Annotated in this window: 12 protein-coding genes; 10 read left to right on the forward strand and 2 right to left on the reverse strand. The window is 75.7% G+C overall.

Annotated features, from left to right (window positions below; all coding sequences use genetic code 11):
* Positions 1-212: 212 nt before the first annotated feature.
* The 4 genes from ACI79D_RS02280 to eda all read left to right on the forward strand — a co-directional run bounded on the left by ACI79D_RS02280 (position 213) and on the right by eda (position 3146).
* The gene (locus tag ACI79D_RS02280) at positions 213-1079 is read left to right on the forward strand and encodes a hypothetical protein (protein WP_456916675.1); all 867 of its coding nucleotides are present in this window, start codon (positions 213-215) and stop codon (positions 1077-1079) included.
* A 98-nt stretch (positions 1080-1177) separates the two neighbouring features.
* Positions 1178-1543: a hypothetical protein gene (locus ACI79D_RS02285; protein WP_456916676.1), complete on the forward strand. Its 366-nt coding sequence runs from the start codon at positions 1178-1180 to the stop codon at positions 1541-1543.
* Between the two features lie 20 nt (positions 1544-1563).
* Complete coding sequence (locus ACI79D_RS02290; RefSeq protein WP_456916677.1) at positions 1564-2505, forward strand: phosphoglycerate dehydrogenase; 942 nt, start codon at positions 1564-1566, stop codon at positions 2503-2505.
* Positions 2502-3146, forward strand: a complete 645-nt coding sequence (eda, locus tag ACI79D_RS02295) for a bifunctional 4-hydroxy-2-oxoglutarate aldolase/2-dehydro-3-deoxy-phosphogluconate aldolase (RefSeq protein WP_456916678.1) — start codon at positions 2502-2504, stop codon at positions 3144-3146. Before ACI79D_RS02290 ends, eda begins: the two co-directional genes overlap by 4 nt.
* Before the next feature lie 4 nt (positions 3147-3150).
* Here eda and ACI79D_RS02300 read toward each other — a convergent pair whose 3' ends face one another.
* Complete coding sequence (locus ACI79D_RS02300) at positions 3151-4953, reverse strand: IlvD/Edd family dehydratase (RefSeq protein WP_456916679.1); 1803 nt, start codon at positions 4951-4953, stop codon at positions 3151-3153.
* A gap of 151 nt (positions 4954-5104) precedes the next feature.
* Here ACI79D_RS02300 and ACI79D_RS02305 point away from each other — a divergent pair, with 151 nt between their 5' ends.
* The 5 genes from ACI79D_RS02305 to ACI79D_RS02325 all read left to right on the forward strand — a co-directional run bounded on the left by ACI79D_RS02305 (position 5105) and on the right by ACI79D_RS02325 (position 10726).
* On the forward strand, positions 5105-6388 hold the full coding sequence (locus ACI79D_RS02305) for an alpha-hydroxy acid oxidase (RefSeq protein ID WP_456916680.1): 1284 nt from the start codon (positions 5105-5107) through the stop codon (positions 6386-6388).
* Positions 6389-6481: 93 nt separating this feature from the next.
* Positions 6482-7924, forward strand: a complete 1443-nt coding sequence (locus tag ACI79D_RS02310) for an Nramp family divalent metal transporter (RefSeq protein ID WP_456916681.1) — start codon at positions 6482-6484, stop codon at positions 7922-7924.
* The gene (locus ACI79D_RS02315; RefSeq protein WP_456916682.1) at positions 7917-8882 is read left to right on the forward strand and encodes a sugar kinase; all 966 of its coding nucleotides are present in this window, start codon (positions 7917-7919) and stop codon (positions 8880-8882) included. Before ACI79D_RS02310 ends, ACI79D_RS02315 begins: the two co-directional genes overlap by 8 nt.
* Before the next feature lie 2 nt (positions 8883-8884).
* Positions 8885-9760 carry a dihydrodipicolinate synthase family protein gene (locus ACI79D_RS02320; protein WP_456916683.1) on the forward strand — a complete coding sequence of 292 codons (876 nt, stop codon included), beginning with the start codon at positions 8885-8887 and terminating at the stop codon, positions 9758-9760.
* 12 nt (positions 9761-9772) lie between these two features.
* Positions 9773-10726 carry a C-terminal binding protein gene (locus tag ACI79D_RS02325; RefSeq protein WP_456916684.1) on the forward strand — a complete coding sequence of 318 codons (954 nt, stop codon included), beginning with the start codon at positions 9773-9775 and terminating at the stop codon, positions 10724-10726.
* Between the two features lie 16 nt (positions 10727-10742).
* Here the strand turns inward: ACI79D_RS02325 and ACI79D_RS02330 are convergent, their stop codons facing one another.
* Entirely contained in the window at positions 10743-11405 is a 663-nt protein-coding gene (locus ACI79D_RS02330; protein ID WP_456916685.1) for a cysteine hydrolase family protein, read from the reverse strand.
* Between the two features lie 255 nt (positions 11406-11660).
* Between ACI79D_RS02330 and ACI79D_RS02335 the strand changes: the two genes are divergently transcribed.
* Complete coding sequence (locus ACI79D_RS02335; protein ID WP_456916686.1) at positions 11661-12521, forward strand: fumarylacetoacetate hydrolase family protein; 861 nt, start codon at positions 11661-11663, stop codon at positions 12519-12521.
* Positions 12522-12588 lie beyond the last annotated feature (67 nt).

The raw sequence follows: 12588 nt of genomic DNA on the forward strand, positions 1-12588 counted from the left end.
CGGGCGCGCCGGCGCACCTGACCGCACGCGGCCGTCCCGGGCCCGCACCCGCCGCACCCCCGAGCACCCTCGCTCGACCGGCGCCCCCGCCGTCCCCCGGAGTGCCGCGGACCGGCCCGCCCGGACCGCCGCCGCCCCCCGCCCGACCTCCCCGCCGCAGCCCGCGCCCCGCCGTGGTGCCGCTGCGCTCGCACACCTCGGAGCAACACCCCATGGACCCCCGCACCACCACCTCCTCCCGCGCAGACCGCCGCGGGAAGCCCCGCTCGCGCCGCCGTCCGGCGCTGCTCCTGGGCACCGCCGTCGCCGGCGCCGTCCTGGCCAACGCCCTCATCGGCGTCGAGCCGGCCGCGCAGGCGGAGGCCGGCGCGTCGGAGTCGGTCAGCGTCGCCGCGGAGCTCGGGCTCAGCGCCCAGTCCGCCCCGGCGCGGGTCGACGCGGCTCCGGACCTGCAGCCGCTCGAGGACCTCGCCGCCAGCCGCGCCTCCCGCGAGGCCGAGCAGACCGCCGCGCAGCAGGCGCAGGCCGCCGCCGACCAGGCCGCGCGGGACCGGCAGCAGGCCGAGGCCGAGGCCGCCGCCCGGGCCGCCGCCGAGGCCGAGGCCGCCGCGCGAGCAGCCGCCGAGGCCGAAGCCGCCGCTGCCGCCGAGCAGGCCGCACCCGCCGCCCCCGCACCGGCGGCCGCCGCCCCGGCGCGCGCGGCGGCCCCGGGCGCGGTCGCGCGGATCACCAACACCGCCGGGAGCATCAAGCCGGCCGCGCAGGCCGCCGCCAACGCCGTCGTCTCGAACGTGCCGGGCGCCGCCGACATCACCCTGGGCGGCACCCGCGCCAGCGCGACCGACCCGCACGGCCACCCCTCCGGCCTGGCCGTGGACTACATGGTCCTGACCGACGCGGCCCTGGGCGACGCCATCGTCCAGTACCACCGCGACCACTGGGCCGAGCTCGGCGTGGAGTACCTCATCTGGGAGCAGCGGATCCTGCAGTCGCCGAACGGGTCCTTCGAGCCGATGGCCGACCGCGGCGGCGTGACGGCCAACCACTTCGACCACGTCCACGTGAACTACCGGGGCTGACGCCCGCTCCGCGGGACGACCGGCGGCCGCCCTGCGGTGGCGGCGCCGGGTGTCCGGGTGTGCCATGTGCCTGCAGGCCTCCACCGGCAGGAGTTCCCGTGAGCACCTCCCGAGCATCGCTCGAGACCGACGACCACCCCGTCGACCAGGCCGACCTCCGGCGGGCCGCCCTCGGCGTGGGCAGCCAGGGCGCGTTCTACGCGGAGGTGTTCGGCGCCCGTTACCGCTACGCCGGCATCTCGTTGGCCCGCGAGTTCTCCTCGGTCTTCGGGCGCGGCATCGCACCGCTGGTCTCCTCCGCGCTGATCACCTGGGCGTCGGGCAGCTGGTGGCCGGTCGCGGTCTACACGATGGGGATGATCGGGATCTCCGCCGTCGCCATGCTGCTGTCGCCGGAGACCCGTGGCCGCGACCTGCGCCTCGAGGACGACGCCGTCCCGGGGCGGCGCCCGGTCGCCGCCTGACCTGCGACGAGAGGCCCCCCGTGAAGCTGCTGCTGCCCGACTCCGTCCCGCTGGCGCCGGACCTGCCCGACGGCGTCCGCGCCGTCACCTACGACGCCTCGGCCCCCGTCCCCGACGAGCACCTGGACGCCGAGGCGCTGGTCGTGTGGGGCAACGCCCCGGCCGACCTCGCCGCCGTCGCCGGCCGGATGCCGCGGCTGCGCTGGGTGCAGACGCTGGCGGCCGGACCCGACGCCGTGCTCGCCGCCGGCTTCCCCGAGGACGTCGTCGTCACCGCCGGGGTGGGGCTGCACAGCGCGACGGTGACCGAGCACGCCCTGGCGATGGTGCTCGCGCTGGTGCGCCGGCTGCCCGCGGCCGCCCGCGCGCAGGCGGAGCACCGCTGGGCCCGCGAGCTGGGCGGCCTGCAGCCGCTGCACCCCGAGGGTGCGGTCACCACCCTGATCGACGCCCGCGTGCTCATCTGGGGGTTCGGCGCCATCGGGCAGACCCTCGCGCCCCTGCTGGCCCAGCTGGGCGCCTCCGTCCGGGGCGCGGCGCGCAGCGCGGGGGAGCGCTCCGGGTTCGCCGTCGTCGCCGAGGACGACCTGGACGCCGAGCTGGGGCGGACCGACGTGCTGGTCATGGTGCTGCCCTCGACCCCCGGCACCACCCGGGCCCTCGACGCCGGCCGACTGGCCGCGCTCCCGGCGCACGCCTTCGTGGTCAACGTCGGCCGCGGCTCGACGGTCGACGAGGCCGCGCTCGTCGCCGCTCTGGGAGAGGGCCGCCTCGCCGGCGCCGCCCTCGACGTGACCGAGACCGAGCCCCTGCCCGCGGACTCCCCGCTGTGGGACGCCCCGAACCTGCTGCTCACGCCGCACGCGGCCGGCGGCCGGCCGGTCGGCGCGGACGACCTCGTCTCCGCCAACCTCGCGGCGCTGCTGGCCGGCGGCGAGCTGCGGAACGTGGTGGACCGGTGACCGACGTGCTGGCCGCCCTGGAACGGGCGCGGCTGGTCCCGGTCGTGGTGCTGGACGACGCGGGGCACGCCGGCCCCCTGGCCGACGCGCTCGTCGCCGGCGGCCTGCCCGTCGCCGAGGTCACCTTCCGCACCCCCGCCGCGGCCGACGCCATCCGGGCCGTGGCCGACCGGGGGGACGTCCTCGTCGGGGCGGGGACCGTGCTGACCCCCGCCCAGGTGGACCGGGCCGTCGCCGCCGGCGCCCGCTACGTGGTCTCGCCCGGCCTCAGCCGCGCGGTCGTCGAGCGCTGCGCCGAGCACGGCGTCCCCGCCCTGCCCGGCGTGGTCACCGCGACCGAGGTGCAGGCGGCCCTCGAGCTGGGCGTGACGGCCGTCAAGTTCTTCCCCGCCGGCACCTCCGGCGGTGCCCGCGCGGTCGCCGCGCTCGCCGCTCCGTTCGGCGAGGTGCGGTTCGTGCCCACCGGCGGCATCGGCCCCGCGGACCTGGCCGACTACCTGCGCCTCGACGCCGTCGTGGCGGTCGGCGGCTCGTGGATGGTGCCGCGCGACCGGATCGCGGCCGGCGACCTCGCCACCGTCACCCGGCTCACCGCGGAGGCGGTCGCGCTCGTGCAGGGCGGGCCGCCGCCCGGGCGGTGAGGCCTCAGTGGTTGTCGCGGGGGATGCCCGCGGTCCGCGCGACCCGCTGGTAGCCCACCGCCGGGCGCAGGACCATGCCGTCGCACAGCTGGGTGACCATCGAGCGCTGGATCTCCTGCCACGGCGTCTGCGACGGCGGCACCGGGTAGCCGCCGGCCTCCTCCAGCGCCCGGCGGCGCTCGGCCAGCTCCTCGTCGGGCAGCAGGACGTCGGCCCGGCCGGCGGGCAGGTCGATCCGGACGACGTCCCCGGTCCGCAGCAGCGCCAGCCCGCCGCCGGCCGCGGCCTCGGGTGAGGCGTTGAGGATCGAGGGGGAGCCCGACGTCCCCGACTGGCGGCCGTCGCCGATGCACGGCAGCGCGTGCACGCCCTTCCTGATCAGCGCCGCGGGCGGCTGCATGTTGACGACCTCCGCCGCGCCCGGGTAGCCCAGCGGGCCCACGCCGCGGATCACCAGCAGGCACGTCTCGTCGATCTGGAGCGCCGGGTCCTCGATGCGGGCGTGGTAGTCCTCCGGCCCGTCGAAGACCACGGCGCGGCCCTCGAACACCCCCGGGTGCGCGGGGTCGGACAGGTAGCGCTCGCGGAACTCGGGGGAGATGACGCTGGTCTTCATGATCGCGTCGTCGAACAGGTTGCCCCGCAGCACGAGGAAGCCCGCGTCGGGCAGCAGCGCCCGGTCGAAGGTGCGGATGACCTCGCGGTCGGTCGCCGCGCTGTCCCGGCAGTTCTCGCCGATCGTCGCGCCGTTGACGGTGAGGGCGTCCTCGTGCACCAGCCCGTGGGCCATCAGCTCGTGGACGACGGCGGGCACCCCTCCGGCCCGGTGGAACTCCTCGCCGAGGAACCGGCCGGCCGGCTGCACGTCGACGATCAGCGGGACGGTCAGCCCCAGGTCCTGCCAGTCGGCCAGGTCCAGCGGGACGCCGGCGTGCCGGGCGAGGGCGCCCAGGTGGATCGGCGCGTTGGTGGAGCCGCCGATGGCGGAGGTGACGACCACGGCGTTCTCGAACGCCTCGCGGGTCAGCACGTCGGACGGCTTGAGGTCCTCGTGCACCATCTCCACGATCCGCCGGCCGGTGAGGTAGGCCATCCGGGCGCGGTCGCGGTGCGGCGCGGGGATGGCGGCGCAGCCGGGCAGGCTCATGCCGAGGGCCTCGGCGATCGCGTTCATCGTCGAGGCGGTGCCCATGGTGTTGCAGTGGCCGGGGGACGGCGCCGAGGAGGCGACCAGGTCGACGAACCCGGCCTCGTCGATCTCCCCGGCGGCGAGCAGCTCGCGGGCCTTCCAGACGATCGTCCCCGACCCGGTCCGCTCCCCGTCGTGCCAGCCGTTGAGCATCGGCCCACCGGACAGCACGATCGCCGGCAGGTCGACGGTGGCCGCGGCCATCAGGCAGGCCGGGGTGGTCTTGTCGCAACCGGTGGTCAGCACGACGCCGTCGAGCGGGTAGCCGTGCAGCACCTCCACCAGGCCGAGGTAGGCCAGGTTGCGGTCGAGCGCCGCCGTCGGGCGCCGCCCGGTCTCCTGGATGGGGTGCACCGGGAACTCCATGGCCAGGCCGCCGGCGTCCCGGATGCCCTCGCGCACCCGCTCGGCGAGCACCAGGTGGTGCCGGTTGCAGGGGGCGAGGTCCGAGCCGGTCTGCGCGATGCCGATGACCGGCCGGCCCGACTGGAGCTCCTCGCGGGTGAGCCCCCAGTTGAGGTACCGCTCGACGTAGAGCGCCGTCATCCCGGGGTTCTCGGGGTTGTCGAACCAGGCCTGGCTGCGCAGCCGTCGTCCGGGCGTCGTGTCATCGTCCACCGGGGCCTCCTCTCGCCGGCCGGGGCCCGGTGCCGCGCGACCGCTCCGGGCGCGATTGTGGGACGACGCGCGGGCTCCCGGCGACCCTGCCACTCTGGACGGTGCCGCGGCCCACGCGCGCACGGACGTGCGGCACACGGGAGGAAGGGACATGGGGGACAAGCCGCCGCTGGGGCCGGTCTCGACCGCCCGGCAGGTGCCGCGGTGGTCCGAGCTCCGCGAGGTCGTCCAGTTCCGGCGGCCGCGGCTGGGCCGCACCGCCCGGCGGCTGGAGCACGCGCTCACCGTCCGCGACCTGCGGGCGGCCGCCCGGCGCACCACGCCGCGCGCGGTGTTCGACTACGTGGACGGCGCCGCCGAGGAGGAGATCACCGCGGCCCGCAACGTCGCCGCGTACCGGCGGGTGACGTTCCTGCCGGACGCGCTGCGCTCGGTGGCCGACCCCGACCCCGGCATCGAGCTGCTCGGGTCGCGCATCGCGATGCCGCTGGTGTTCGCACCGACCGGCTACACGCGGATGATGCACCACCACGGGGAGGCGGCCGTGGCGGCCGTGGCCGAGCACGTCGGCGTCCCCTACGCGCTGTCGACGGTGGGCTCGACCTCGATCGAGGACGTGCGCGCCGCGGCGCCGGGGGGCGAGCTGTGGTTCCAGCTGTTCTTCACCGCCGACCCGACGGTCAACGAGGACCTCCTGGCCCGGGCCGAGGCGGCCGGCTACACCACGATCCTGCTCACCGTCGACACCACGGTCTCCGGGATGCGCTACCGGGACGTCGTCAACGGCCTGACCATCCCGCCCACGCTGACCGCCCGCACCGTGCTGAACATGTCCCGCTTCCCGGTGTGGTGGTTCAACAAGCTGACCACCGGCGGGATGACCTTCGCCTCGCTCACCGGGGTCCCGGGCAACCCGACGCCGGGCGAGGTCGCGAGCATGATGTTCGACCCCGGCCTGGACTTCACCTCGCTGGACTGGCTGCGCGCGCGGTGGCGGGGCAACCTCGTGGTCAAGGGCGTGACGACGCCCGCGTCGGCCCGCGAGGCGGTGGAGCACGGAGCGGACGGCGTGGTCGTGTCCAACCACGGCGGCCGCCAGCTGGACCGCTCGGCCGCCACGCTGGACGTGCTGCCCGCCGTCCGCGCCGCCGTCGGCCCGGAGGCCACGGTGCTCATCGACGGCGGCGTCCTCCACGGCCAGGACGTCGTCGCGGCCCGCGCGCTCGGCGCCGACGCGGTGATGATCGGCCGCGCCTACCTCTACGGGCTCATGGCCGGCGGCCGGGACGGCGTGCTGCGCGCCTACGAGGTCCTCGCCGAGGAGTACCTGCGCTGCATGCAGCTGCTCGGGGTGCGCCGCAGCGCGGACCTCTCCGAGCGGCACGTCGCCTTCACGCCGCACGGCCCGGGGGACTACCCGAACGTCTCGGTCTGACCGCCGTCCGCGCACCCCGGGTTGCCCCCGCACCGCGGACGTGCAGCAATAGGGGCCCACGGAGATGGTGACGCAGCTCACACAGGGGGCGCGATGGTCACGACTCGTCCGGGCGGCCGGCCCTCCTCGGTGGTCGACCGGTTCCCGACCAAGTACCTGGCCGCACCGTCGGTGCGGGACATGCCGGAGCCGCCGTCGAGCTTCCGGCACGTGATCGGACCGGGGATCATCGCCGCCGGCGTCGGCATGGCCAGCGGCGAGTTCATCCTCTACCCCTACATCGCCTCGCAGGTCGGCCTCGTCTTCGTGTGGGCCGCGTTCGTGGGGCTGGCCACCCAGTACTTCCTCAACATGGAGATCGAGCGCTACACGCTCGCCACGGGGGAGACCGCGCTCACCGGCTTCAGCCGGTACTGGCGGCACTGGGGCCTGGTCTTCGCGATCATGGCGTACTTCGCCAACATCTGGCCGGGGTGGGTGACCAGCTCCGCGACCCTGGTCACCTACCTCGTCGGCGGCAGCGTCGTGCCCATCGCCATCGGCATGCTGATCGTCGTCGGCCTCGTGCTGACCCTGGCGCCGGTGGTGTACCAGGCCCTCGAGAAGATCGAGATGGTCAAGGTCGCCGCCATCCTGCTGCTCATCGTCGTCGCCTCGGTCGCCGTGATCGGCGCCTCGACGTGGGCGGACCTGCCGCACATCGTCACCCGCGCCGGGCTGCCCTACGAGGAGCTCGGGTTCGCGCTGCTGCTGGGGGCGCTGGCGTTCGCCGGCGCCGGCGGCGGGCAGAACCTGTGCCAGAGCAACTGGATCCGCGACAAGCGCTTCGGCATGGGCGCCTACGTGCCGCGGATCGTCAGCCCGGTCACCGGCCACCTGGAGGCGGCCCCCTCGACCGGCTACGCCTTCGAGCCGACCCCGGAGAACCTGGGCCGGTGGCGGCGCTGGTGGAAGTTCGCCAACACCGAGCAGCTGACCACCTTCGTGCTGATCAGCTTCCTCACCATCCTGTTCACCTCGCTGCTGGCGTACGCCACCGTCTTCGGCCAGGAGGGGCTGGCCAGCGACATCTCGTTCCTGAAGGCCGAGGGCGACGCGCTCAACGCCGGCGTCGGCGGCTGGTTCGGCACCTTCTTCTGGATCATCGGCGCGTTCTCGCTGTTCGCCGCCGCGCTGGGCATCGTCGACTACACCAGCCGGCTCGGGGCCGACGTCCTCAAGACCGCGTACCTGCGCAACGCGAACGAGAGCAAGATCTACTTCGCGCTGGTGTGGGGCCTGGTCGCGATCGGCTGCATCGTGCTGCTGTCCGGGCTGTCGCAGCCGCTGATCCTGCTGGTCATCTCCGCGGTGACCGGCGGGCTGATGATGTTCATCTACTCCGCGCTGCTGCTGCTGGTGAACCGGCGGGTGCTGCCCGAGGAGATCCGCCCGGGCGGCGTCCGGGTCGCCGCGCTGGTCTGGTCGTTCCTGCTGTTCGGCTTCCTCTCCGTGCTGACGTTCAACGAGCAACTGGCGAAGCTCTTCGGTGGGTGAGCAGGGGCCGGGCGCCGTTCCGCGGGTGGTCACCGCGGGGGAGACGATGGTGCTGGTCGTCCCCCTGGCCCCCGGCCGGCTCCGGCACGCCGGCGCGGCGACGCTGTCGATCGGCGGCGCGGAGAGCAACGTCGCCATCGGGCTGTCCCGGCTCGGCGTCCCGGCCGGCTGGGTGAGCGCCCTCGGCGAGGACGAGCTCGGCGAGCTGGTCCTACACCGGGTGCGCGCCGAGGGCGTGGACACCAGCGCCGTACGGCGGGTCCCGGACCGGCCCACCGGGCTCTACCTGCGGGAGGAGGTCGCCGGCGCGCTGCGGGTGTACTACTACCGCCGCGGGTCGGCGGCCGCGACCCTGGCGCCGGGCGCGTTCGACCCGGCGGTCCTCGAGGGTGCCGCGTTCCTGCACCTCACCGGGATCACCGGGGCGCTGTCGCCGGAGTGCGCCGAGTTCCTGCCGTGGGCGGCGCGCACCGCCCGGGAGGCGGGCGTCCGGGTGAGCTACGACGTCAACTACCGCAGCCGGCTGTGGGAGCCGGCGGCCGCGCGCGTGGCCACCGAGGCGCTGCTGCCGCACGTCGACGTCCTGCTGGTGGGCGACGAGGAGGCCCGCGCCCTGTGGGGGGAGGACGACGAGACCTGCCTGGAGCGCCTCGCCGACGCCGGACCGGCCGAGGTGGTGCTCAAGCTCGGCGGCCGCGGCTGTGCGGCGGCGGTGGACGGCGAGCGGCTGACCTCCCCGGGGTTCCCCGTCCGCCAGGTCGACCCGATCGGGGCCGGGGACGCGTTCGCGGCCGGCTACCTCGCCGCGACCCTGTGGGGCCTCCCGCCCGACGAGCGGCTGCGGACGGCGAACGCCATGGGCGCCTTCTGCGTGCAGAGCGCCGGCGACTACGAGGGCCTGCCCAGCCGCCGGGAGCTGACCGCGTTCCTCGACCGGACCGTCGACCTCGGGAGGTGACCATGACCGCCGCGGCCCTGCTCGAAGGTGTGTACGTCGCCAACGTGACGCCCTTCCGCGACGACGAGCGCGGCAGCATCGACGTCGACGCCTACCTCGCCCACGTCCGGTGGCTCGCCGGGCAGGGGGTCACCGGCGTCGTCCCGTTCGGCACCAACGGCGAGGGGCCCTCGGTCTCCGCGGGGGAGAAGCGCGCCCTGCTGAGCGCGCTGCTCCCGGAGGCGGACGCCCTGCACGTCGTCCCCACGGTCGCGGAGGGCAACCTGCCCGACACCCTCGACCTGCTGGCGTTCCTGCAGGACCTGCCGGTGCGGGCGGTCATGGTGCTGCCGCCCTACTTCTTCAAGCCGGTGCCGGCCGAGGGGCTGCGGCGGTTCTACGAGCGCGTCCTGGCCGCCACCCGCCACCCGGTGGTCGTCTACCACGTCCCGAAGTACGCCGTCCCGGTGCCGCCCGAGCTGGTGACCGGCCTGCCGGTGTGGGGCGTGAAGGACTCCGGGGGCGAGGCGGGCTACGCCGAGACCGTCGCCGCGGCGGGCAAGGGGGTGCTGCTCGGCACGGAGGACGACCTGCCCGCCCGGCTGCCGACCGCCACCGGCGCCATCTCCGCGCTGGCCAACATCGTCCCCGAGCAGGTCGTGGCGCTCTACGGGCACGTCCGCGGCGGGCGCGCCGCCGAGGCCGCGGCCCTGTCCGCGCACCTGCAGCGGGTCCGGGCGATGACCAAGCAGCACGCCAGCCCGGGGGTGCTCAAGCGCGTCGCCGAGGCGCGGCACGGGCACCCGATGGGCACCGTGCGGCCGCCGCTGGTCCCCGTTCCCGCGTCGTTCGACGCCGCGGCCGCGGCCGAGGGCGCCGCGGCGGTCCCCGTCGGCTGAGGCGGGCGCGGGATGCGGGTGCTGGTCACCGACGCGGCGTACGGCGAGCTCGACATCGAGGCCGGCGTCCTCGCCGGCGCCGGACTCGAGCTGCGCACCGCGCAGTGCACGACCGCGGACGACGTGATCGCCGCCGCCCGGGACGTGGACGCGGTGATCGTCCAGTACGCGCCGATCACGGCCGAGGTGCTCGAGGCGCTGCCCCGGCTGCGGCTGGTCAGCCGCTACGGCGTGGGCGTCGACGTCGTGGACACCGAGGCCGCCCGGGCGCGCGGGGTGTGGGTGTGCAACGTGCCCGACTACGGCACGGGGGAGGTGGCGCTGCACGCGGTCGCGATGCTGCTGGCGCTGCTGCGCAACCTGGCCGGGCACGACCGCGAGGTGCACGCCGGGCGGTGGGACCACCGGCTGGGCGGGCCGCTGCGCCGTCCCGGCGGGCTGACCCTGGGGGTGGTCGGGCTCGGCCGGATCGGCCGGACGACGGCGGAGCGGGCGGCCCCCTGGTTCGGCGCCTGCCTGGGCTACGACCCCCACCTCCCGGACGAGGCGTGGCCGCCGGGCATCGAGCGGGCGGGCCTCGCGGAGCTGTTCGCCCGGAGCAGCGCGGTCACGCTGCACCTGCCGCTGACGCCCGAGTCGCACGGCCTCGTGGGCGCCGAACTGCTCGGGCGGCTGCCGCGCGGCTCCTACCTGGTCAACACCGCCCGCGGCGGGCTGGTCGACCTCGACGCGGTGCACGCGGCGCTGGAGGAGGGCCGGCTCGCGGGCGTCGCCCTCGACGTGCTCCCCGAGGAGCCGCCGCCGGCCGGCTACCCGCTGCTGCGCCACCCGCGGGCGCTGCTCTCACCGCACGTCGCCTGGTACTCCGAGGAGTCCGAGGTGGAACTGCGGCGCAAGGCGGCGGAGAACGTCGTGGCGTGGGCCCGGACCGGGCGCCCGACCTACCCGGTCGTCGAGGGCCGCTGAGGGAGCCGCTCCCGCGTCAGGAGGCGCCGCCGGCCAGGCGGCCGAGGATGGCCGGGCTGGCTGCGTGGACCACCCCCATGAGACCGGCCTCCTCGAGGTGGTGGGCCCGCAGCCCGGACACCGCGTCGGAGGCGAGCAGCACCCGGTAGTCCCGCGCACTGGCGCCGTACACCGTGGCCCGGGGGCAGTTCGGGTAGTTGCACCCGGCCAGGACGACGGTCGTGACCCCGAGCCCGCGCAGGTGGTCGTCGAGCGGCGTGCGGTGGAAGGCGTCCCAGCGCGGCTTCCACACCGCCCACTCGCCGTCCGCCACGGCCTGCACCGCACCGGCGCGCAGCCGATCCGGGTCGAGGTTCCCGGCGCCGGGGGGCCGCAGCTCCGGGACGATCTGCGAGCCCGCCGATCCGGGCCGCACCAGCGGCGCACCGGACGCGATCAGCGTGCGCCGGACCAGGTCGACGTCCTGCCCCTCGTACAGCCGGACGACGTGCACGATCGGGCGCCCGGCGTCCCGGTAGCCCCGCAGCAGCCGGGCGATGACCGGCACGACGTCGCTGGTGCCGGGGACCGGGTTGGCGCCGCCGTCGACGAAGTCGACCTGCGTGTCGATGACCACGAGCGCGGAGCGGTCGAGCTCCGGGACGACGTGCGGGTCGAGGTCGGTCGGCCAGGTGCCCACGCGCACTCCCTCCTGGGTCCCGCGGCCGCGGTGCGGCGGCCGGTGCGGCCACTCTGGCGCAGCGGCGGCCGGACGTCACGGCCCCGCGGGCCGCGCTCCGCGCCATCGCCCGTCCGGGTGGTCCACCCGCGCCGTGCCGGGGTGTCCTTGACGCTCGACAACCCGTCCGGACACGATCCGGCGCGTGATGCAGCTCACACTCCACGGATCCGACACGACCGGCACGAGCCGCGCCCACGGCACGGCGGCCCCCCGATGAGGCTCGTCTCGTTCCACGGCGAGGGCGGGGTACGCCTCGGAGTCGAGACCGGCGCCGGCGTGGTGGACGTCCGCGCGGCCGCTCCGGACGCGCCGGCCACGGTCGCCGAGGTCATCGCGACCGGCCCCGCGGGCCTCGAGGACCTGCGGCGCGCCGTGGGATCGGCGAGCGACGCCGTCCCCGTCGCGGACCTCCGACTGGCCGCGGCCGTGCCCGACCCGGGGAAGATCATCTGCGTCGGGCTCAACTACCAGAAGCACGCCGCGGAGGGCGGCCTCCCGGTCCCCGACCACCCGATCTACTTCGCCAAGTACCGGAACAGCCTGGCCGGCTCCGGACAGGACGTGGCCATCCCCGCGGCGACCCGCCGGGCCGACTACGAGGTCGAGCTGGTCGCGGTCATCGGGCGGAGCACCCGCCGCGTGTCGCCGGAGGAGGCACTCGACCACGTCTTCGGCTACGCCACGGGCAACGACCTGTCCGCGCGTGAGTTGCAGATGCGCAGCAGCCAGTGGATGTACGGCAAGGCGATCGACGGCTTCGCGCCGCTGGGGCCCTACCTGGTCACCGCCGACGAGGTCCCCGACCCCCAGGCGCTGGACCTGCGGTGCTGGGTCAACGGGGAGCTCCGGCAGAGCTCCACCACCAGGGACATGGTCTTCTCCGTTGCCGACCTGGTCAGCGACCTGTCCCAGATCATGACGCTCGAGCCCGGAGACGTCATCTACACCGGGACGCCGGAGGGCGTGGCCATGGGCATGGCCGACCCGGTCTGGTTGCAGCCCGGTGACGAGGTCGTCTGCGAGGTCCAGGGCCTGGGACGCCTGGTGACCCCGCTGGTGGCCGACCCGACCTGACCGACAGCTCCCGCCCCGGGACCCGCACACGGGGGACACCGGGCGGCCCTCCCCACTCCCCACCGAC

This window comes from Geodermatophilus sp. SYSU D00708, from assembly GCF_054050115.1.